This is a genomic window from Streptomyces sp. NPDC058619 (genome assembly GCF_042717785.1).
Taxonomy (GTDB): Bacteria; Actinomycetota; Actinomycetes; order Streptomycetales; family Streptomycetaceae; genus Streptomyces.
In genome coordinates this window covers 17,753-39,419 of sequence record NZ_JBHXQN010000050.1, presented here as the reverse complement: position 1 = coordinate 39,419, position 21,667 = coordinate 17,753, and the positions used below count along the sequence as shown (strand labels likewise).

General features: G+C 69.3%; 15 protein-coding genes and 1 pseudogene. 11 read left to right on the top strand and 5 right to left on the bottom strand.

Going from position 1 to position 21,667, the window contains the following annotated elements; genetic code table 11:
- Both ACFWTC_RS31230 and rhaI read right to left on the bottom strand, forming a co-directional pair.
- Positions 1-2,109, bottom strand: a complete 2,109-nt coding sequence (locus ACFWTC_RS31230; RefSeq protein WP_384028463.1) for a bifunctional aldolase/short-chain dehydrogenase — start codon at positions 2,107-2,109, stop codon at positions 1-3.
- A gap of 39 nt (positions 2,110-2,148) precedes the next feature.
- A complete protein-coding gene (gene rhaI, locus ACFWTC_RS31225) occupies positions 2,149-3,309 on the bottom strand; it encodes an L-rhamnose isomerase (protein ID WP_383926939.1) in 1,161 nt (386 codons plus the stop codon).
- Between the two features lie 210 nt (positions 3,310-3,519).
- Here rhaI and ACFWTC_RS31220 point away from each other — a divergent pair, with 210 nt between their 5' ends.
- Positions 3,520-4,536, top strand: coding sequence for a LacI family DNA-binding transcriptional regulator (locus tag ACFWTC_RS31220; protein ID WP_384028461.1), 1,017 nt, complete (start codon positions 3,520-3,522; stop codon positions 4,534-4,536).
- A gap of 261 nt (positions 4,537-4,797) precedes the next feature.
- Here ACFWTC_RS31220 and ACFWTC_RS31215 read toward each other — a convergent pair whose 3' ends face one another.
- Both ACFWTC_RS31215 and ACFWTC_RS31210 read right to left on the bottom strand, forming a co-directional pair.
- The gene (locus tag ACFWTC_RS31215) at positions 4,798-4,926 is read right to left on the bottom strand and encodes a hypothetical protein (RefSeq protein WP_384028459.1); all 129 of its coding nucleotides are present in this window, start codon (positions 4,924-4,926) and stop codon (positions 4,798-4,800) included.
- Between the two features lie 173 nt (positions 4,927-5,099).
- Positions 5,100-5,261 (bottom strand): annotated as a pseudogene (locus ACFWTC_RS31210) (fumarylacetoacetate hydrolase family protein); the annotation flags it as partial.
- Between the two features lie 647 nt (positions 5,262-5,908).
- On the opposite strand from ACFWTC_RS31210, the gene ACFWTC_RS31205 reads away from it, so the two are divergent.
- The 9 genes from ACFWTC_RS31205 to ACFWTC_RS31165 all read left to right on the top strand — a co-directional run bounded on the left by ACFWTC_RS31205 (position 5,909) and on the right by ACFWTC_RS31165 (position 19,715).
- A complete protein-coding gene (locus ACFWTC_RS31205) occupies positions 5,909-7,357 on the top strand; it encodes an ABC transporter substrate-binding protein (protein ID WP_384028457.1) in 1,449 nt (482 codons plus the stop codon).
- 71 nt (positions 7,358-7,428) lie between these two features.
- Entirely contained in the window at positions 7,429-8,328 is a 900-nt protein-coding gene (locus ACFWTC_RS31200) for a carbohydrate ABC transporter permease (protein ID WP_383926927.1), read from the top strand.
- Positions 8,312-9,235, top strand: a complete 924-nt coding sequence (locus tag ACFWTC_RS31195; protein WP_383926925.1) for a carbohydrate ABC transporter permease — start codon at positions 8,312-8,314, stop codon at positions 9,233-9,235. The genes ACFWTC_RS31200 and ACFWTC_RS31195 overlap by 17 nt, the downstream gene beginning before the upstream one ends.
- Positions 9,236-9,552: 317 nt before the next feature.
- Entirely contained in the window at positions 9,553-12,762 is a 3,210-nt protein-coding gene (locus tag ACFWTC_RS31190) for a hypothetical protein (RefSeq protein WP_384028455.1), read from the top strand.
- A 200-nt stretch (positions 12,763-12,962) separates the two neighbouring features.
- Positions 12,963-13,646, top strand: coding sequence for a formylglycine-generating enzyme family protein (locus ACFWTC_RS31185; protein ID WP_384028453.1), 684 nt, complete (start codon positions 12,963-12,965; stop codon positions 13,644-13,646).
- Between the two features lie 11 nt (positions 13,647-13,657).
- Entirely contained in the window at positions 13,658-14,407 is a 750-nt protein-coding gene (locus ACFWTC_RS31180) for a hypothetical protein (RefSeq protein WP_384028451.1), read from the top strand.
- Between the two features lie 43 nt (positions 14,408-14,450).
- Positions 14,451-16,598: a glycoside hydrolase family 36 protein gene (locus ACFWTC_RS31175; RefSeq protein WP_383926914.1), complete on the top strand. Its 2,148-nt coding sequence runs from the start codon at positions 14,451-14,453 to the stop codon at positions 16,596-16,598.
- A complete protein-coding gene (locus tag ACFWTC_RS31170) occupies positions 16,595-18,772 on the top strand; it encodes a hypothetical protein (RefSeq protein WP_383926911.1) in 2,178 nt (725 codons plus the stop codon). Before ACFWTC_RS31175 ends, ACFWTC_RS31170 begins: the two co-directional genes overlap by 4 nt.
- 40 nt (positions 18,773-18,812) lie before the next feature.
- On the top strand, positions 18,813-19,715 hold the full coding sequence (locus ACFWTC_RS31165) for a helix-turn-helix domain-containing protein (protein WP_384028449.1): 903 nt from the start codon (positions 18,813-18,815) through the stop codon (positions 19,713-19,715).
- A gap of 181 nt (positions 19,716-19,896) precedes the next feature.
- Here ACFWTC_RS31165 and ACFWTC_RS31160 read toward each other — a convergent pair whose 3' ends face one another.
- Positions 19,897-20,658, bottom strand: coding sequence for a phytanoyl-CoA dioxygenase family protein (locus ACFWTC_RS31160; RefSeq protein ID WP_384028447.1), 762 nt, complete (start codon positions 20,656-20,658; stop codon positions 19,897-19,899).
- Positions 20,659-20,773: 115 nt separating this feature from the next.
- Between ACFWTC_RS31160 and ACFWTC_RS31155 the strand changes: the two genes are divergently transcribed.
- Positions 20,774-21,667 carry an AraC family transcriptional regulator gene (locus ACFWTC_RS31155; RefSeq protein ID WP_384028445.1) on the top strand — a complete coding sequence of 298 codons (894 nt, stop codon included), beginning with the start codon at positions 20,774-20,776 and terminating at the stop codon, positions 21,665-21,667.

Sequence of the window (21,667 nt, the reverse complement as noted above, 5' to 3'; positions counted from 1 at the left end):
TCAGCGAAGGAAGGCCGCGGCGACGCCGGCGTCTACGGGGACGTGCAGGCCGGTGGTGTGGGTGAGGTCGCCGCCGGTGAGGGCGAAGACCGCGCTCGCGACGTGCTCGGGCAGGACCTCGCGCTTGAGGAGGGTGCGCTGGGCATAGAACTCGCCGAGCTTCTCCTCCTCGATGCCATAGGTGGCAGCGCGCTGGGCGCCCCAGCCTGCGGCGAAGATGCCGGAGCCGCGCACGACCCCGTCGGGGTTGACGCCGTTCACCCGGATCCCGTGCTCCCCGAGTTCGGCGGCGAGGAGCCGCACCTGGTGGGCCTGGTCGGCCTTGGTGGCGGAGTAGGCGATGTTGTTCGGGCCGGCGAAGACGGCGTTCTTGGAGGCGATGTAGACGATGTCGCCGCCGAGGCCCTGCTCGATCATGACACTCGCGGCCTCGCGGGAGACCAGGAAGGAGCCCCGGGCCATGATGTCGTGCTGGAGGTCCCAGTCCTTCGCGGTCGTCTCCAGCAGTGTCTTGGAGATCGAGATGCCGGCGTTGTTGACGACCAGGTCGACACCGCCGAAGGTGAGGACAGCCTCGCGGAACACGGCGCTGATCTGCTCCTCGGACGTGACGTCCACGGTGAGCGCCACGGCCTTGTCCGGGCCGCCCAGCTCCTCGGCCACGGCGGCGGCGTTCTCGCCGTTCAGGTCGGCGACCACGACACAGGCGCCCTCGGCGACCAGCCGGTGCGCGATCGCCTTGCCGATGCCTGAGCCCGCACCCGTCACCAGAGCGACCCGGGTCGCGAGGGGCTTCGGCTTCGCCATGCGCCGCAGCTTGGCCTCCTCCAGCTCCCAGTACTCGATCCGGAACTTCTCCGCCTCCTCGATCGGCGCGTAGGCCGACACCGCCTCGGCACCGCGCATCACGTTGATCGCGTTGACGTAGAACTCGCCCGCCACGCGCGCGGTCTGCTTGTCCCTGCCGAACGAGAACATGCCGACGCCGGGAACGAGGACGATCGCCGGGTCGGCGCCACGCATCGCGGGCGAGTCGGGGCCGGCGTGCCGCGCGTAGTAGGCGGCGTACTCTTCCCGGTACTCCGCGTGCAGCTCCCTCAGCCGGGCCACGGCCTCGTCCAGCGGAGCCTCAGGGGGCAGGTCCAGGACCAGTGGGCGCACCTTCGTCCGCAGGAAGTGGTCGGGGCAGGACGTGCCCAGGGCCGCCAGGCGCGGGTGCTGGTCGTGGGCGAGGAAATCGAGGACGACCTCCGAGTCGGTGAAGTGCCCCACCTGCGGACGGTCCTGGGAGGCCAGACCGCGGATCACGGGCGCGAGCAAGGCGGCCCGTTCCCGGCGCTTCTCCCCGTCCAGCGCCGCGTAGCTTTCCAGGGGCGAGCCGAACGGCTGCTTCCTGCCCCGTTCGGTGAGGAAGGCCTCCGCCGTGCGGATCATCCACACGGCATTCGTCTCGCACTCCTCGGAGGTGGTGCCCCAGGCGGTGATCCCGTGCCCTTCGAGGACGATGCCCACGGCCTCCGGGTTGGCCTCTTTGATCGCCGCGATGTCCAGACCGAGCTGGAAGCCGGGCCGGCGCCACGGCGCCCACGCCACCTTTGCGCCGTAGCACTCCGCCGTCAGCTTCTCGCCGTCGGCGGCGCAGGCGAGGGCGATGCCGGAGTCGGGGTGAAGGTGGTCGACATGCGGGGCGTCCACCAGGCCGTGCATGGCGGTGTCGATCGACGGGGCGGTGCCGCCCTTGCCGTGCAGGCAGTAGTCGAAGGCACCGACCATCTCGTCCTCGCGCTCGACACCGCGGTACACGTCTTTCAGCGCGCGCAGCCGGTCGAGGCGCAGCACGGCCAGGCCGTCCTCGGTGAGCGTGCCGAGGTCGCCGCCGGACCCCTTCACCCACATCAGCTCCGTGTCGGAGCCGGTGACAGGATCGGTGACAGTGTCCTTGGCGGAGACGTTGCCGCCGGCGTAGTTGGTGTTGCGGGGGTCGGAGCCCAGCCGGTGCGCGCGGCCGAGGAGCGCGGCGACTTCGGGGTGGGTGGCCATGTGTGATCGGTCCTTCAGAGTCGAAGTGTGCGGGAAGGGGAAGGAGGGTGCCCCTGAGGGGGCGGGCATCATCTGGTCCTGCGGACTGAGCCCTGGGAAGCCGCGTGGTCAGGCTCCCCAGCCGGCCGGCTCGCCGCCGACACGATCGGTGGCGATCCGCTCCTGCCACCCGGAAGCGGTGTACGCGGCGACGGGGTCCGGTGCGAGCCCCTGTTCCTCGCGGACTTCGCGCAGCAACGGGCGCACGTCGGTGTTGTAAGCGTCCATCAGCACTGCGTTCGCGGCGAGGACGTCACCGTCGCGCTGGGCGGTGGCGAGCGCGTCGAGGTCGACGAGGAGGGCTTTGGCGGTGGCCTCCTGGACGTTCATCACGGAGCGGATGACGGCCGGGATCTTCGCCTCGATGTTGTGGCACTGGTCGAGCATGAAGGCGACGTTCGTGGCTGGGGCGAGGCCGCCGTTCTTCGCGACCTCGTGCATGATCCGGAACAGCTGGAAGGGATCGGACGAGCCGACCATCAGGTCGTCGTCGGCGTAGAAGCGGGAGTTGAAGTCGAAGCCGCCGAGCTTCCCCTCGCGCAGGAGGAAGGCCACGATGAACTCGATGTTGGTGCCCGGCGCGTGGTGGCCGGTGTCCACGACAACCTGGGCCTTGGGCCCGAGCTTGAGACAGTGGGCGTGGGACGTACCCCAGTCCGGGACGTCGGTGGTGTAGAAGGCCGGCTCGAAGAACTTGTATTCCAGGAGCAGGCGCTGCTCGTCACCGAGCCGCTCGTACACCTCGGCAAGAGCAGCGGCGAGACGGCCCTGGCGAGCCACGATGTCGTCCTGGCCGGGGTAGTTGGTTCCGTCGGCGAACCACAGCTTCAGGTCCGACGAGCCGGTCATGTCCATGATGTCGACGCACTCCAGCAGGTGGTCGACGGCCTTGCGGCGCACCTTCGCGTCCGGGTGGCAGACGCTGCCGAGCCGGTAGTCGTCGTTCTGGAAGGTGTTGGAGTTGATCGCCCCCAGCTCCAGGCCGCGCTCCTTCGCATACGCGGCGAGCCCGGCGTAGTCGTCGACACGATCCCAGGGGATGTGGAGGGAGACCTTCGGGGCGATGCCGGTGAACTCGTGCACCTTCGCGGCGTCGTCGAGCTTCTCCCATGGCGTCCTGGGGACACCGGGCTGGGCAAACACCTTGAAGCGGGTGCCTGAGTTTCCGTAGCCCCAGGAGGGCGTCTCGATGGTCTGGGCCTTGAGCGCGGCCTTCACTGCGTCCCGCACGACAGTCATTGGGCAACCTCAGAACCAGGGCCGCGCTGCACCGCGTCGGCGTTGTGAATTATTATGAATCGTTTCATCAATACCGAAGCATGTATCTGCGAAGGGGTCAAGAGAGTGCGAGTGATCTATGGTGAAAGGATTCATCCAGGATGACGTGGTGGCGACCTAGGATGGCGACCACACGGATTCGAGGCGAACGGACGGTCGGCAGTGGTGGGCATTAAGGACGTGGCGCGCCAGGCGGGCGTCTCCGTGGGGACGGTCTCCAACGTCCTGAACAGGCCCGAGCGCGTCTCCAGCGAGATCCGAGCCCGTGTCCACGCAGCGATCGACCTGCTGGGGTACGTCCGCAGCGAGTCGGCGCGGCAACTGCGGGCCGGCCGGAGCCGCATGCTCGGGCTGCTGGTCATGGACACCGTGAACCCCTTCTTCGCCGTCCTCGCCCAGGGCACCGAGCGGGTGGCCGTCGAAGCGGGCCTCGGTGTGATGGTGTGCAACAGTGCCGAGAGCGCTTCGGCCGAACAGGCCTATCTGTCGCTCTTCGTCGAGCAGCGCCTGCGTGGTGTCCTGTTCGCACCGGTCGCGTCCGACGGTGAACCGTGGGAGGCGCTGCGACGCGCGAACATCCCGTTCGTCATCGTCGACCGGGCGGTCGACGCGCAGACAGCCTGTTCGGTGGCCGCTGACGACGTCCTGGGAGGCATGCTCGCGGGCAGGCACCTGCTCGCCGCCGGCCATCGCCGTATCGCCTACGTGCGTGGCCCCGGTCATCTGCAGCAGGTCCGGGATCGTCGTGAGGGTCTTGTCCGCGCGGTGGAGGAGTCGGGGCTCGGCGCCGACGCGATCGTCGACATCCCGGCCGAGAAGCTGGACGTCGGCGCCGGCCGGGACGCCGGGGCCCGGCTCATCGGCCTCTCGCCCCGACCGACGGCCGTCTTCTGCGCGAACGACCTCCTGGCCCTGGGCGTCATGCAGACGGCCTTCGATGCGGGCGTGCGCGTCCCGGACGACCTTGCCATCGTCGGCTACGACGACATCGAGTTCGCGGAGGCGAGCCTTATCCCGTTGACCTCGGTGCGCCATCCGGCCGGGGAGATCGGCCGTCTAGCAGCACGGCTCCTGCTGCGGGAGCTCGAGCCGCCGGACCCGGAGCATGACCATCAGCACACCGGCATCGTGCTCCAGCCGGAGCTCGTCGTGCGCAGGTCCAGCATGCCGCGGTCCTGACCTGAGTCTGCCCCCGTGGCCCCGCCGCGTAGCGTCAGGGTGCCGCCGGCGCGGACGGGCTTGCGTCGCTGGGCGCGCCGGGTGAGGACGCGCATCACGTCGTCCCGCTACTCGCTGGGGAAGACGCCGCGCAGCTCGCTGTTGATCATCCGAGCGGTCGGCGCGAGGGCGGCATGCAGCCGTCTTCCCGCCTCGTCAGCGCCAGCAAGGTCCGCCGCCGGTCCGTAGCGTCCCGTGTGCGGCTGAGGTAGTTCTGCTCGATCAGCCTGCACGATGTGGTGTGCCGTCGACCTGCGACGTCAGCCGGGCGATTGTGCGCTGGCCGATCCCTTCTCTGCCTCGCACGGCGTTGAGCACGGCGAACTGCTGGGAGGTGACCGTCTCGGACACGTGTCGGCTCCACAGCGCGGTGTGTACCTGCTCAGCGCGCCGGACCAGGTGACCGGCGTAGCGGTCCAGTCGAGGGCTGCGGTCATCGTTGCCTCCTGCTCGGATGAACTCCCCGGGGTGGTCCCGGACCGTCACCTCTGGTCCGGGACCACCCGGTACGGGGAACGGGTGGGTCAGCCGCGGCGGCGTCCCGGACGGGACGCGTACGGCGTGGCCCGGGAGCCGTCCAGGCCCACTTCGAGCCTGCAGACCTTCTCGAGCTCGACGACGACACGGTCGCCGTCGACGAGCGGGCCGACCCCGGCCGGCGTGCCAGTCGCGATCACGTCGCCCGGATATGGGTATGCCCGTAGGCACCTCGCGTGCTCCCCTTGCGCACGGCCGTCGGCCACCGGGCGACTCGAAGAGAGGGAACGATCCACAGTCTTTGGCAGACTCCGTCATCCATCACCAACCAATGTGCGTCCTTCGCCTGGGTGCGCGTCCGGCTCGCGGCGCTCGACGACGTGGAGGAGCTGGGTGCGATCCTGACGGACTCCTGGTGTCAGGTGGCCACGCCGAGGCTCTCGGAGCAGCATCCCGAGCAGCGCGTGACAGAGGAACAGCCCGTATGCCTTGCGGCCCTGTTGCCCCATTCGCGACAGCTAACGCAGGGTCTGCCCATGTCCTTCTGGGGACGAGGGGCCATGACGCTCGCCGCCGTGACGAACCCGCGAACGTCGGTCAGAGGAGAAGCCGGCCCCTCACCCGGCCTGCCAACTGCGCCTGCAACAGCGATTTTGTGTGAATCCGGTCACAGTATTGACAGTGGATGGAGCGCGGACCTAAGTTCACGCCCACCCCATTGAAACGTTCCAGAGCGTCTTTGAACACCACTCCCTGACTGCATTGTCGCGGAGTTGAGAAGGGTGTACACATGCTCAGATTGGGTTTGAGCGAACGATCACGCAGCGGACGCCCGCAGTCGCGAGGTTCGGCCGCGGTGCGCCTGACCGCAACCACCGCAGCCCTCGCGTTGAGCCTGACCGCCTGCGGTTCCGGCGGGGACGATTCGTCGTCCGGGGAGACCGTGACCCTCACCCTGGAGGGCCCGAACCAATGGAGCGAGAGCGGTTCGTCGTTCGGTAAGCCGTGGGAGGACCTCGTCGCATCCTTCCAGAAGGCGGAGCCGAATATCAAGATCAAGACCGTCGTGCTGCCGCTGAACAGCTTCGCGCAGACGATCTCCACGCACCTCGCCGCCGGTACCGCACCAGAGTTGGTGTTCAGTCAGGTGCCCCACAAGCCGCACACGGTGCACGCCCTCGACGAGTACCTCGCGAAACCCAACCCCTACATCAGGTCCGGACTGGGTAGCGAGAAGTGGGCCGACGCCTTCCGCAAGCGCTACTACGGCCTCGAGAATCCGGCGCTCCGCAACGCTGAGGGCAAGCTTGAGTTCGTGCCCTTCAACCTGGCCGGGACCGGGTTGTTCTACAACAAGGAGGCGTTCGACAAGGCCGGACTGACGGGTCCGTTCAAGACCTTCGAGGACTTCATCGATGGGTGCGCCAAGCTGAAGGGGGTTGGCTTCACACCGCTCGCGATGGACCGGTCCGACCTGGGCCCCGATTGGACGATCACCGCGATCAGCGGGATGTTGCTCGACGCGCACGTCGATCGGCTCAACGTCTACACGGCGGACGGCGAGCCCGGAAAGGCGACGTCGGCGACGGGCGAACCCATCGTTACCAACAAGTCGCTCGCCAAGGCCGTGCTCTCCGGCGATCTGACGTTGAAGACGCCCGAGGCCGTCGAGTCGCTCCAGCTCCTCAAGAAGGTGTGGGACTCCTGCGTCGACAAGCAGTGGTCGGGCAACACCGAGGGGCTCAACGGTGCCGTGGTAGGACTGCGTGACTTCGCGGCCGGCAAGGCCGGCATGGCGTGGGGCGTCAACTTCGGTGTCACCTCCTTGCAGGACGTGAAGTTCGACTTCTCCAGCATGCCGTTCCCACAGATCACCAAGGAGTCCACGCCGCTCGCCAATGGCGCTCCGGCGAGGTTCGGGGCCGGTGTCGGCGGCACCAACTACATGATTCCGTCGACCGTCAAGGGCAAGAAGCTCGAAGCCGCTGTGAAGTTTCTGCAGTTCGTCAGTTCGCCGGAGAGCGTGCAGCCCTGGCTGAAGGCCACCGGTGGCATCCCCGCGGTCGAGGGCGCTTCCGGCGCCGACGAGACGAAGATGTTCGCCGAGGGCAGCTGGGGCGACCCCGTCCCCCTGGTCATGCCCATCGGGCCGCCGGGTGTGACCAGGCTCAGCCTCGTCGATGGATGGCTTCTGGAAACGAAGTCACTGCCGGAACAGCAGCGTTACCTCCAGGACCTGTGGATCAAGGGGCAACGCCAGGCCGTCAAGGACGGCGCGTGGGGGAACGAGCCTTGGGCGAAGTAAAGACCGGCGGAAACAGCGGGCGGGTGACTCGGCCGGTACAGGACGAGGCGCGACGCTCGGAAGGAGGAGTGATGGCGAGGGGCTGGAACCGCTTTCCCTGGTTTGCCTATCTGGCCCTCATACCCCTCTTCGCGACGCTGGCCGTGTTCGCCTACTACCCGGCGGCAAGCGGGATCTGGCACTCGTTCTACGAATGGCGGCCGGGCTTCGACTCGCCCTTCGTCGGGCTGGACAACTACAGGGCCATGCTGGACGACGACCTGTGGTGGCGGTCGTTCCGCAATCTCGGTGTCATCTTCGTCTTCGGTATCACCGTGGCGTGGGCGATTCCGCTGCTCGCGGCCGAGCTCATCATCAGCCTGAAGAGCAAGCGCGCGCAGTTCTTCTTCCGCACCGCCCTGATCGCGCCCATGGCGTTTCCCGGAGTCGTCACGGTCCTGCTCTGGGCAGCGATGTACGAACCCAACAACGGCGTCATCAATCGCGTACTGCGAGCCGTCGGACTTGACGCTCTGGCACAGAACTGGGTGGGCGATCCGCAGTTCGCGCTGCTGTCGCTGCTGTTCATCGGTTTCCCGTTCGTCGCCGGACTTCCGTTCCTGGTGTTTCTCACCACCCTGCAGAACGTCCCGGCCGAGGTGTTCGAGGCGGCCGCCCTCGACGGCTGCGGCCGGCTGCGGCGGCTCTTCGCGATCGACCTTCCGCTGATGGCGAGCCAGCTCAAACTGCTGGTGTTCCTGGCGACGATCAACGTTCTGCAATACGGCTTCGCGGCGTACCTGCTCACCGGAGGCGGACCCGACAACGCGACCGAGGTGCCGGTGCTCCGCATGCTCGGAGTGGCGTTCCAGGGCAGCGAGTGGGGTTATGCCGCCGCGCTGTCCACCACGCTGTTCGTCATGACGATCCTCCTGAGCATCATCATCGTGTTCGTCAGAAGAAAGGACCGGGCCGATGTCCGTCGACTCTGAGGTCCAGCTCCGCCTGCACAGCACCCCGGACCAGAGCGAACCGGGGCGGACCGGGGCAGGGCCAGCCACGTCGCGCGGACGTCGGCGCGGCAACCAGCTCGCGATCAAGGGCGTGCTCAGTGTCATCGCGTTCGTCGGGCTCTTCCCGTTCCTCTTCATGCTCATGACGTCACTGAAGACCAACCAGCAGTACTACGAGTCGTGGTGGATGCCCAGCCTGCCGTTCCACTTCGACAACTACGCCAGGGCCTGGGAGCAGATCCAGCCGTACCTGGTCACCTCAGTGGTCGTGGCAATCGCCTCCAGTGTCGGAGCGCTCGCGTTGTGCACGGTGGCGGCGTTCGTCTTCGCCCGTTACGAATTCTTCGGAAGGAACGTGCTCTTCGGCCTGGTCGCGGTGCTGCTCATGGTGCCGGGCATCTCCAGTCTGATCCCGATGTTCGTGCTCATGCGCGACATGGGGCTGCTCAACACCCGCATCGTGCTCGTCATCCCGCACCTCGTAGGCGGCGCGGTGCTCGGAACTCTGCTGATGAAGACGTTTGTCGAGCAGCTGCCGCAGGAGCTCTTCGACGCGGCGCGCGTGGACGGCGCCGGCGGGCTGCGGATGTTCGTCTCCATCATGGTTCCGTTGTCGCTCCCCGTAGTCGGAACCGTCGCGTTGGTGACCGTGATCGGCGTGTGGAACGACTTCTTCTGGCCCTTGCTCACCGTCACGGAGAACGATCTGCGCACCGTGTCGGCGGGTCTGCAGTTCTTCCAGACTCAGCACGCGACGGAATACGGTCCGCTGTTCGCGGGATATGCCATCGCGAGCATCCCGCTGCTGCTGCTCTTCGTGTTCCTGTCCAAGCATTTCCTCGCCGGAATGCAGGGCGGCCTTGCCGGCGGCGGCACCGGGAAGTAGACCCCGGCCTCGGCTCGTCAGACAGCCGAGTGGGCTGCGGAACTGTCCGCGACGCCCGGCTCGATGGGCCCCCTGTCCAGCCGGTCGAAGCCGCGGCGACGACCCGATCGAAGCCCGATGACTGACCAACAGCAGCGCACAGCCGACCGGGCAAGGGGAGGTGCCCGCACGCACCGAAGGTGTCGCGGCGTCGCGCGCGCCGAACGGCCACCCCCGCCGGCCTCGCGGCCAAGACAGCGCCAGCCAGCCTGAAACGAAAGGACCACACCATGGGCACCAACGGCATCGAACGAAGGCAATTCCTACAGTTCGGCGCTATGGGCACGGTCGCCGTGCTCGGCAGCGGCTTCTTCCGGGTCACACCGGCCGGTGCCGCGGAGCGCGCTGACACCGGGCCCTGGGAGTTCGATTCGGCTCGGGGCCTGTTCATCCAGCCGATCACCACCACCGGCACAGCCGTGGGGTGGGAATTCAACAAGGACGGCGACGCCGAAGGATGGACGGCGGCGAAAGGCCTGGCGCCGTTCGTCGTGCGCGGCGGCACACTCAGCACCAGCGTCACCGGCTTCGACCCCTACATGACCGCGCCGCCGTTGAACCTCAACGGCATCCGCGACCGCATCCTCCGGTTCCGGATGCGGGCGACCGCCGGTGAGAGCATCTCGGTCTACTTCGCCACCGACAAGTCCCCGACGCTCGGCGTTGACAAGCTGATCGAGATACCGATCAAGGCCGACGGCGCGTTCCACGAATACACGGTGGATCTCGCGGCGAAGAACGCGCTGTGGCAGCAGGGAACGGTGAAGGTGTTCCGCCTGGACCGGGAGCCGCCGGGCGCCGACGGCGCCCAGATCGAGTTCGACTACATCCGTATCGAACAACTCGGGGCCAGAATCGCGGTCGCCCCACTGATCGTACGGCCGGGCTCGGTACGCCCGGGCGAAGAGGTCACCCTGGCCGTCCAGCTGTCCAACGTCGGTGGCGAGCCGTCCACGGCCTTCCCCGCGAAGGTCACGCTGCCGAGCGGGGTGACCCTCGTCACCGGTGGCGCGACCCAGCAGGCTCCCGTCATCGCACCCGACGGCAAGGCTCAACTGCTGTGGACGGCGCGCCCGACGGTCGACGTACCCGGCGTGGCCACGTTCGACATGGAGGTACCCGGCAGTCGCCAGCAGTTGGGCGCGATCCTGCCCATCGTCTCGGTGCCGCCCCCGTCCGCACACTGGTGGCCCAGCGGTGTGCATGTCTTCCAGGACCAAGCAGGGCATGTGCACCTGCAGAACAAGAACGTCCGCGCGATGATCGTTCGCGGATCCGGAGGCTATACGCAGCTCCTCCTCGACGTCCGTACGGGCCAGGAGTGGAAGCGTATGGCGACGTCGCAGCCGCTCAGCTACCTCGTCGGTCCGGCAGCCGACGGCGTCCGGCTGATGCCGATCGTCCCGGACACCGCTCAACTGGCTGCTGACCACGTCATTTTGACGGGACAGGTGACGGACGCCGACGGCGTGCGATGGTCCTCGCAACTGCGGCTCGCTGTCAGGCCCGTCTCCGACGACGCCGGCTCAGCCGCACGCGCCGTCCAGGCCACGTACTCGATCACGCCCGATCGTCAGGCGAGACTGCTCGCCTTCGGCGGCCCCTCGCTCACCGCCGGCGAGGGCAGCTTCGGCAAGCCCAAACACATGGGGCTCTTCCCCGGGCTGGAATGGCTCGTCGCGGGAGAGAGATCGTCGAGCGCCCTCGATGTCTGGCCCCCGGACAACCTCCGTATCGCACCGCATCCGTTGAGGATCACGGTCCCGGTGATGGCGATCTCCGGCGGCGGGTCGACCGTGTCGGTCGCCTGGGACACGAACCAGCAGTGGGACGGCCAGAACCGGTACCCCAGCGCCCGCTTCGCCTCACCGAACTGGCTCGCCGGGCAGGCCAACCATCTGCTCTCGCTATTCGTCCCGGCCGTCCCCAACCCGGTCCCCGAGAACGCGCCATGGGCGACGACGCCCTATCCCGCCGCGGCCGGGCGGCCGCTGTCCGTCAAGGCCGATTTCATCGTCAACCCCTCCGACGACGTGCTCACCGCCGTCGAGGACTGGTACTCGCTGCATGGCGTCCCCGAGCCCGGCACGATGCCGTTCAGCTGGGAGGACGAACTCGCGCTCGTCCGGCACGCCTACCTCAGGTCCTTCTGGGATCCGCAGGTCAAGGGGTGGATGGCGTGGTCCGGTCAAAAGGCATTGCAATACGTGCCCTACGGGGTGAACCTGCACATCGCCGGACTGTTGACCACGGACGTTAACGAACGCACGGCCGCGTTCCAGCGGGTGCACGAATTCGTCGTCAGCGTCCTCACCAACAACGGTCGCAGCGCGCTCGGCAACACGGACGGCACGTACAGCGGCTGGTTCCACGCGCCGTTCTACCTCGGCAACCTCGAAGGCGCCATCACCGAGTTCGAGAAGAACAGGGACGCCAGAATCCGCACGCAACTGCCTTCCGGCGGCTGGGCCTTCAACCCCAAGGAGGCGGAGGACGAGATCCTGGGTGAACGCGGAACCGAGATCATGGGCGTCTCGACCGTCCACGCCCAGGGCCTTCTGCGCTATGCCCGGCTCACCGGAGACACCGTCGCCCATCAGGCGGGTATGCGGGCTCTCAACTTCATCGAACAGTTCAACGTGCCACGCGCCGTGGGTGTCTGGGAAATGCCCATCCACACGCCGACGCTGCTGGGCTCCGCGTACGGCATCGGTGCCTACACCGAGGCGTACCGGCTCACCGGCGAGACCCGCTACCTGAACCGGGCCGTCTACTGGGCGCGGACCGGACTGCCGTTCCTGTACGCGTGGTCGGCGCCCGACCGGCCGTACATGCCGTACGCGTCCATCTCCGACTACGGCGCGACGATGTTCACCATCCCGTGGTTCGGCCGACCGGTGCAGTGGGTGGGCCTGGTGTACGCCTACTTCCTGCTCAGTCTCCTCGACGCCTCCGCCGACCCGAACTGCACCAAGCCGTTCCACCTGCCGGGCGACATCGGCGGGTTCCCCTGGCGCCGGATAGCCGAGGCCATCGTGATCAGCGCGCTGCACCAGCAGCGGACCACCGAGCCGTACAAGGGCGGCTACCCGGACAGTTGGCTCCTGGTCCCGAACACGCCGGTGAAGGACTTCGACCTCAACCCCGACGACATCCTCAAACCCATGGTCATGCTTCTCGGCCACCCCGTCGACGTGCAGACCGCGCTGATCCATCCGAACACCCGGATCTCCACCGCCGCCGACGTGCTCGGCGCCGAGCGCACGTCATCGAGGCTGACCGCCAGGCTGGGGTTCTTCCCGGGGCAGGTGTCGCAGCTTCTCATCACCGGCATACCCACCCCGCGTTCGGTCCAGGTCGACGGTCGCAGTCTCGGCCCGGTCACCGACCTCGACGCCGCGCCGGAAGGGTTCAAGCACTTCGCGAACGGCACCACGTTCATCAAGATGCGCCACGCCCAGCAGTCGACGCTGACCATCGACTACTAGAGCGGGCGAACGAGACCCGAGCGTGGCCGGAGGTGAACGCGTCCCGACGGCACGCTCGCTCTCCCCAGGCGGCACCGCCGCTCCCCAGGCCGCCGTCGCTCTCCCCAGGCGACCGCCGCCTGGGACGCCCTACCCCTCCGGCCTTAAGGACCGGACGCGGAGTACCGAACCCTATGGGTCACCGTACGAGAAGGAGCACTGTGCCGAGCAGCAAGCTGGAGCTGGATCTGGTCCCCATCCCGCCGGGAACCGCGCAGACCGGGACGCTGATCCCGCAGGTCGACGCCCTGGCCGAGCGTTTCGGAGTGCACCCGTCCTGGTTCGACGGCGAACTGCCCGGCGCACGGGTCGAGCTGCCCGCGTACGACATCGGCCGCACGCCCGTCACCAACGAGCAGTGGGCGATCTTCGTCGCCGACGGCGGCGGCAGGGCACCCGAATGGTGGCAAGGCCCCACCCCGCCGCAGGACGTGGCCGACCACCCCGTCACGCACGTCAACCTGCACGACGCCCAGACCTTCGCCACCTGGGCCGGTGTGCGCCTGCCGTCGGCGGCGGAATGGGAGCGCGCCGCGCGGGCCGACGAACACCGCGTCTTCCCGTGGGGGGACGAGATGGAGCCGTCGCACGCCCACTACGACGCCGATGGGACCGCCCCGGTGGGATCGCTGCCGGCCGGAGCCAGCCCGTTCGGCGTCCTGGACCTGTCCGGCAACGTCGCCGAGTGGACCGCCGACCAACCCGACCCCGCGACCGCGATCGTCAAGGGCGGCAGCTGGGTGACGACGGTGCCAGCCAACCTGCGGGTGGCCGCGGTCGGGCAGTCGGGCTGGGCGCTGAACCGCACGGACTACATCGGCTTCCGCGTCGCGCGAAGCCGCTGAGGAGTGAAACGATGAAGTTCGAGCCCATCGCAGGGACCATGAGCGCCTGGCTGAGCGAGGTGCCCGCCTTTCCCGCTGCCCGCTTCTCGCTCGCTTTTCCGGAGGCCATCGGCGATGCCGCATCCGCCGTCTGGTACACGACGCTGGTGCCGAAGTGGGAGCAGCAGGAGGCCCGTAAATGGCGGGCCACCGGACGCCAACCCGGCGAGCTGGCCTACGAGATGACGGTCGACCTGTCCTTGGACGACGCCGTCGTGGTGTCGTACACCTTGCAGAACGAGAGCGACCGCCACTGGGAGAACGCACTGGCCTTCAACTGCCTGTCCTGCGGCGACGCCCGGGACGTCAGGGACCACGACTGCGAACGGCACTTCACCGGCATCGCCTGCGAACCCGTGCCCCTGCTCTCCGTTCCGCGACGGCACAGCACCCGACCCACCGTGCAGTTCTACTCGACCGCAGGCGCGCCCCCCGCGGCGGACCTGCCGTTCGTCTCCGCCTTCCACGCCACGCCCGATGTCGTCCTCGACCCGTGGGTGGCGGTGTGCAGCCGCGACGGCAGCCGGACCGTCGCCACCGTCGGCCGTCCGGCGGCGTTCCTGTTCCACAACATGGAGTACTCCTGCATCCACGCGGCCAGCGGCTTCGGGGCCATCGCGCCGGGAGGGTCCGCCACCGCAGGCAACGACATGTTCTTCCTCGACGCGCCGCTGGCCGACGCGCTGACCCGCATTCGCTCCTCGATGGAGGTGGGGGTATGAGACTCCCGGTGACGGGTCGCGGCGCCACCCGGGGACGGCGGCCGTGACGCGCCCCGAGCTCGACGTCGACGGGTCGCTTCTGCTGCTCAGTACCGCAGGCGTGGTGCACGCAGTCGACATCGCCGGTACAGCGCGGCAGGTCGCGTTCGGCCCGAGCCACCGGCTCGGCGCCGAGGAACTCAAGCAGGTGCGCAGCGGCCGGCTCGGCGCCGAGGTCGAGCTGCAGCTGGCCGGGGACGACCGCCCGCTCCCTCAGCACGGCACCCGGTGGACGGGCTGCGGCAGCACAGAGAGCACCACGGTCCAAAGCCACCGGGCCGAACGACTGCGGGACGGTGGCCTGCACGTGGTGCTCAGCTCGTCGGGCGACCAGGGTCTGGAGATGGACCTGCACTTCCTGGCGAGGCCAGGTTCCTCCTGCCTGACCCGCTGGACAAGCGTCCGCGCGACCGAGGTGCCGCTGACCGTCGACCACGTCAGCAGCGGCATGCTGCGCGGCCTGGCGGCGCACGGCGACTTCGACGCCCTGTGGCTGCACACCTACGACGGTGGCTGGTGCTGGGAGGGGACCCTGCGGTCGCGGCCGGTGACAGACATCGCGCTGTACCCGGAGTCCTGTATCAACGCCTGGTCGGTGGAGACGACCGGTTCCTGGTCGTCGAAGCACGTGCTGCCGTTCTACGTGCTGGAGGACCGCGCGGCGGGCATCTCGTACGGCATGCAGGTCGACGCCTCCGCCAGCTGGCGCATGGAGGTCGGCGCCGACTCCGGCACCGTCTACACGCAGGCCGGCGGCCCCAACTACGCAGGTGGACACTGGCGCCATGTGCTGGACAAGGGCTTGCAGTTGGAGACGGTGCCGGTCGTGGTCGGTGCCGTGGAGGGTGACCGCGCGGAGGCGGTCGACGCCTTTCACCGGCACCGCTGGCTGCACCAGGCACCGCGGGAACCACGTCGCGGCGTCGTCTACAACGAGTACCACGCGACGATGAACACGCTCGACGCCTCCACCGTCGCGGCCCAGACGGCCGCACTGACCGGCACAGGCGTCGAGACCTTCGTCCTGGACGCCGGGTGGTACTCACCCCATACGCCCGAAGGGGAGATCGCCACCTGGTGGACCCTGGCGGGGGACTGGACGCACGACGAGAGCCGCTTCCCCGCGGGCATGAAAGCCCTGGCGGGAAACCTGAACGACGCCGGGCTCGTACCGGGCATCTGGCTCGAACCCGAGGTCGCCGGGGTCGCCTCGCGCCTCGTGGCCGAGCACCCGGACTGGCTGCTGCAGCGCGACGGCCGGCTGCTGCTTGACGCGGGCCGGGCGTTCCTCGATCTGCGGCAGCCACAGGTCCGCGACCACCTGGCCGGCGTGCTGGACGGGCTCGTCGGCCACGGCTACGCGTACTTCAAGTTCGACTACAACACCGAGGTCCTACCGGGACCGGATGCGACGCCGCACGGACCGGGGCAAGGCGCGCTGGAGCTTGCCGCGGGCTGGCAGGCGGTGCTCGACGGGCTGCGCGCCCGGCATCCGCACGTCGTGCTGGAGAACTGCGCGAGCGGCGGCGGGCGTACGAGCTACGGCCTGCTGTCACGCACGCATCTCGGCAGCGTCAGCGATCACGGCCACTGGAACGGTGGCTGGCGCAGCTTCCCCAACGTGCTGCGTGCGGTGGTGGACGTACTGCACCCGTCGCAGGCCGTCAGCTGGGCCGTGCTCGAGCCGGACCTGAGCCTCGCCGAGACGCGATACCGACTGGTCACAGGGCTGCTCGGGCGCATGACTCTGAGTGGGCCCGTGGACCGCCTCGACGAGGACCAAAGGGCGCTGATGGTCGAGGCGGTGGCCTTCGCGAACGCCTCGGCCGACCTGCTCGCGAAGGCGTCGGTACGCCGGCACGGCCCCGAGCAGCCGCTGCATCGCACCGAGGCGCTGACGGCTCTGGAGGTCTTCTCCCCGGCCGGCTGCCTGCTCGGGGTGTGGCGGCAGGACACCGAGGACGACCGGCTGCAGGTGCGCCCGCACGGGCTGCGCGAAGGACAGCGCTACCACATCCAGACCTTCCCGGCGGGAGCGGCACCGCAGGAACTGGTGGGCGGCAGTGATCTCACCCTCCACCTTCCCGACCGGTTCGACGCCGTCGCCGTCGCCGTACGACCTGTCGACACGAACTCCCGGGAGGCGACATGACGCACCTGTGGACCAATGGCGCGCCTGAGATCGACGCGCACGTGGGCATCCGCGCGGTGGTCGACCTGCCGGAACAGCGCCGTCTGGTCGTGCGCTTCTCCGCCTCGTGGTGGGCGGTGTTGCACGTCGACGGCGAGGCCGTCGCCGAAGGACCGCCACGCGCCCCCGCCGACCACCCGGAGCACGTCGAGATGGCGCTCACCCTCGCTCCCGGTCCGCACGTGTTGGCGTTCCACGTCGTGCACCCGGGCGTGCCGACCGAACAGGCAGCGGTCGTGGCGCCGCACCTGTGGGTCGAGGTCGAGGGACACCCCGACCTCGACTGGCGGGCAGCGCCGCTGCAGGCGTTCCGGCCGAGGGTCCGCCGCGTCAACGACAACCTCGGTTTCGTCGAGTGGTGCGACATGCGCGAGCTGCCGGAGTGGACAGGCCCCGGCACCGCCGCCGACACGTGGGCGCCCGCCGTATCGGTGCCCGGCCTGCCGGTCCCCGCTCCCGACATGGGCCCACGGGTGTCCCTCACGCCCCTCACCGCCGTACGGGTGGCGCAGGGGGAGTTTGTCGAGCGCCTGCTGCTTCCCGAGGACGACCCGGCCGCCACGGTGTTCGCCCGGCAGTTGGCGCCGGACGGGCAGGTGCCCGCGCAGGGGGCGTGGGCGCGCTTCGACCTCGGCCGCGTCCGGCTCGGGCGCCCGAGTGTCGAGATCAGCGCGCCCCCGGGCGCCACCGTCGATCTGCTCTACAGCGAGGACCTCGTCGATGGCCGGGTCACGCCCTGGATCTCGATGAGCAACGGCCTGTCGGCGAACCTCGACCATTACGTCGCCGACTGCGGGCAGCAGCGGCTGGGGCCGGTGACTCCCCGTGCCGGGCGCTGGGTCGAGGTGCACGTGCTGACCGAGGGCTCGCCGGTCCATATCGGGGAGTTGCGCTTCGACGAGCGCAGCAGCGCCCCCGCCGAGCCGGTCGGCAGCCTGGCGACCGGCTCCCTCAGGCTCGATCGCATCTGGCAGGTCGGCGTCGACACGCTGCGGGCCTGCTCCGAGGACGCCCTGGTCGACTGCCCGGTCCGCGAGCGCGGCCAGTGGCTGGGCGATGCCGTGGTCGGCATGGAGATCGTCGCCGTCTCGCACGGGGATCTGCGGATCGTGGAGCGCTCGCTGCGGATGGCGGGCGGCTGCGCCGATGACGACGGGTTCGTGGCCGGTCAAGGGCCCGGCGCCGTCCGGCACCTCGCGTCGTACTCCGCTCTGTGGCCGGGGGCGGTGCTGCGGCATGCCGCGCTCGCCGGCAGCCGTAAGCTGCTCAACGAGCTGGCACCGGCCGCGGCACGCAACGCGGCGGCGTTCTGCGCCCGCCTCGGTCCCAAGGGGATTGAGGGGCCTCTGCCGTGGCCGTTCGTGGACTGGGGCGCCGCCGATGACGGCCTCTCGATCTCGCTGCTGGCCCTCGACGGACTGGACGCCTCAGCCCGCTGGCTGCGCGAGGTGGGACACAGCGCCACCGCGGCCGTCGACGATGCCGCCGCGGCGCTGCGCGAGACGCTGACTCTTCGCACGTCCGCCCAACCGCTCGGCTACCACGCGGCGTCCCTGGCGCTCCGCGCCGGAGTCCTGCCGTCGAGCGCCGAGCCGGCCGCCGTGCAGCAGGTGCTCGACCACCTCGACTCCTGCTTCCCCCTCGACGCCACCGGACCACGGCTGTCCAGCCACCTCGCCACAGGCGAGCGCTTCGTGACGCCGTACTTCCTGCACTTCTCGCTCATCGAGCTGGCCCGTCGTGGCCGGGCGCATGAGGTGCTCGAACGGATCGAGGAGCTCTACGGCTGGCTGCTCGACCAGGGAGCCACGACATGGTGGGAGAACTTCGACCCCCGGTGGAGCCGGTGCCACCAGTGGTCCGGAACTCCGACGTGGCTGCTGTCGCGGATGCTGCTCGGACTGTGGGTGGAGCCCGACGGCGGGCTGCGCCTTGAGGTACTCGCCGGCGAGCGGACGGGGGCGTCCGGTCAACTGCCGCTTCCCGGCAGGGGAGTGGTGGAGGTGTTGTGGCGGCGGGACGGCAAGACGATACGCTGGTCGGCTCGCTCCACCGCGCATGTGGAGCTGCGCCAGGGCGATCTCGTGCACACGCTGGAGCCCGGCGCGCAGCTGAACCTCGTCCTGCCGATGTGACCCTCCGTCTCACAAGTCCGCGGCGCCGTGCGCCTGGGCGATGACATCGGACGCACGGTTGCTGGACAATTTACTCATGGTCAGTGGGGCGCCGTTCCCGGTCGTGAGCCAGGCGAACATGTACCAGTTCCCGCCCGGCCGGCGGCTGCGGCACGCGCGGGTCGAGTCACGCATGGTCCTCCTGTGCCGGAGAGGAGGCGGCCAGGTCTGGGTCAACGGACAGCGACATGTGATGGGGGCTGGAGTGCTTCTCATCCTGCCGTGGGGTCGGTCGATCCGGTATGCCGCCGACGTGCTGGACCCGTTCCTGCTCGTCGGCACGCATCTCATACCCGAGCACGACCCCGGCCACCGGGTGGTGGCCGATGTTCCGCACGACCGCGATCACCCGCTCACGGCATGCGGGTGGCGGCGCGACGGCTCGATCCTTTCCGGCGGCTCGGTCGTGGTCTCCTCCGCCGAGGAACGCCCGCGGTTGGTGGATGTCTCCTTGTACGCGGTCGAGGTGTTCCGGCGGGGCGTGCCGGACGAAGGGCTGATGCGGGCGCTCGGGACGCTGGTCCTCCATGAGCTGTCGGAGTCGCTCGGAGCGGCCGGGCCCTTGTACGGGGCGCTCGTCCCGGACGATCTGCGTCGCGTGCTGCAGTACGTCGACCAGGAGCTGCACCATCAGCTCACGATCGGCGAGCTGGCCGGCGTGGCGGGCTGTGGCGTCGCGACGCTCGCGCGTCGGTTCCGCCGGCACCTCGACACCTCGCCGATGGGCTGGGTCGCCGCACGGCGGATCGCCCGGGCACAGGAGCTGCTGCGCACGACCGGCCTCACGGTCAGTCAGGTCGCCCGGCGGTGCGGCGTGGCCGACCCGTACTACTTCTCCCGCCTGTTCAGGCAGCACGTCGGTCGGTCACCACGGGAGTGGCGAAGCGCCCAGCACGTCCTGTGACCGGCTCCGGTCCCGAGCCTTCCACCACCCACGGCCGAGACGGAATGCGCGACGGCGCCGGCTCGGCCGAGGTCGTGCTGGTCCGGTGGGCCGACGGCAGGGCCGGTGACCGGGAAGGCATGGATGCTTCAGCGGGCCACGCGGCGGGAAGGGGCCGCCTCAACAGGGCCGCGTCCTACGGTCATTCGGGCCAAGGCCCCGCAGCGGCCGACGTCAGCGGAGGGAAAAGTTCGCCGTCGAGGCGGTCGCCGGGCAGGAGGCCGACGCCGTCCGTGACCGGGTGCGGACGGCCGTCGTAGACCGTGTCGGCGTCCATATAGATCACGACGTGCGCGAGCCGTGCCGCGTCCGTGCGGTTGGGCAGGGCCATGTGCCCGGTGAAGCTGTTGTGGAAGGTGATGTCCCCCGCGCGCAGCGGGACGGTGACCCGCTCGCTCCACCGCAGGTCGGGGTCGATCTCAAACAAGTCCCCCTCCTTGTGCAGGTCCTGGGGCCGCAGCCCCGTGTGGGTATGGGAGCCGGGCAGGAAGGTCATGCAGCCGCGCTCGGCCGGTACGTCGACCAGCGCGACCCAGGCGGACAGCGCGTGCCGGCAGGCCCGGTGCGGCCAGTACGGGTGGTCCTGGTGGAACTCGGTCGCGGTCTCGTGGTGCGGCGGCTTGACGAGCACCTGGTCGTGCCACAGACGCAGGGGCACACCGGCCAGCTGATGCGCCAACGCCGAGAGCTTCGGGTGAAGGGTGAGCGCGCGCAACGCCGCGCTTGCGCGCCAGACGTTGACGTACTGCCTGAAGGCCCGCATCTCCGGGCCGGTCGACGATGCGCCGGGCAGTTCGGCGGCGGCACGGGCGTAGTCGGCGGCCTCGGCCGCCGAGAGGACTCCGGGCACTCGCACGAAACCGTGCCGCCGGTAGTGCTCCACGCTCTCTTCGGAAAGCTCCATCGTGCTCCTCAAAATCATCGGCCCCTACAGGGGGTCTCAGCGATACCCCTCATGCTGGTCGTCCCGGTGGCAGTGGGGCTAGCCAACGACTCGCAGGAGGTAGCACGATACTGATGTGCCGCACCAAGACACGCAGTTCGACGACCTGTTGCATGGCATCTGCCTGTTCCCCGCCCGGGTTCCGGTGCACACTGGCCGGCACCGGCTGACCGGCAACGTGCCCGGACACAGCCACGACTTCTTGGAGATCGCCCTCGTCGTCTCCGGGCGGGGGCGGCACCTGACCGCGGCCGGGGGCCGGCCGCTCGCCGCAGGGGACGTCATCGTGCTCCGGCCGGGGCCTTGGCACAGCTACGTGGACTGCACCGGTCTCACTGTGGTCAACTGCTGCTTCGCGGCCGAGCTGCTCCGCGCTGACCTCGCCTGGATCCGCACCGAACCGGCCGTCAACCACCTGCTATGGGGCGCGCCGGGAAACGCCGGGGTCTTCGGGTTCCGGCTCGATGCGGAACACCACACGCGGTGCCTGTCGCTCCTCGGTGAACTGGCCGCGGCGGCCGGGCACGACGGCCCGGTCCACAGAATCGGTGTCCTCGGCCGCCTCGCGGTCTTCCTCGACGCTCTCGCCGCGGCGGCACCGCAGGCACCCGCCTTTCCCGCCCAGGCGGACGGACCCTCGGCCCACCCGCTCGTACTCGGCGCCGTACGGCTGCTCGAGTCCGATCTCGCACAGGCCTGGACCCCGGCCCGGCTCGCCGCCGAACTCGCGGTCAGCACAGGCCACCTCACCCGGATGTTCACCAGCCACATCGGGCTCTCGCCGATGGCCTACCTCGCCCGCGCGCGGGCGGAGAGCGCGGCGGCGCTGCTGCGGGGCACCACACAGCCCATGGCGCGCGTCGGTGCCGCAGTCGGCTGGCCCGACCCGAACTACTTCTCCCGCCGGTTCCGGACGCACTACGGCCTCAGCCCGACCGCCTACCGCGCGGCGAGAGATGACGCGGGATGA

Excerpts from the sequence above, each read along its gene's own strand:
- ACFWTC_RS31165 (WP_384028449.1), top strand. The coding sequence starts at position 18,813 with ATGACATCGGACGCACGGTTGCTGGACAATTTACTCATGGTCAGTGGG.
- ACFWTC_RS31230 (WP_384028463.1), bottom strand. The coding sequence starts at position 2,109 with ATGCCCGCCCCCTCAGGGGCACCCTCCTTCCCCTTCCCGCACACTTCG.
- ACFWTC_RS31200 (WP_383926927.1), top strand. The coding sequence starts at position 7,429 with ATGGCGAGGGGCTGGAACCGCTTTCCCTGGTTTGCCTATCTGGCCCTC.
- ACFWTC_RS31160 (WP_384028447.1), bottom strand. The coding sequence starts at position 20,658 with ATGGAGCTTTCCGAAGAGAGCGTGGAGCACTACCGGCGGCACGGTTTC.
- ACFWTC_RS31170 (WP_383926911.1), top strand. The coding sequence starts at position 16,595 with ATGACGCACCTGTGGACCAATGGCGCGCCTGAGATCGACGCGCACGTG.
- ACFWTC_RS31190 (WP_384028455.1), top strand. The coding sequence starts at position 9,553 with ATGGGCACGGTCGCCGTGCTCGGCAGCGGCTTCTTCCGGGTCACACCG.
- ACFWTC_RS31180 (WP_384028451.1), top strand. The coding sequence starts at position 13,658 with ATGAAGTTCGAGCCCATCGCAGGGACCATGAGCGCCTGGCTGAGCGAG.
- ACFWTC_RS31195 (WP_383926925.1), top strand. The coding sequence starts at position 8,312 with ATGTCCGTCGACTCTGAGGTCCAGCTCCGCCTGCACAGCACCCCGGAC.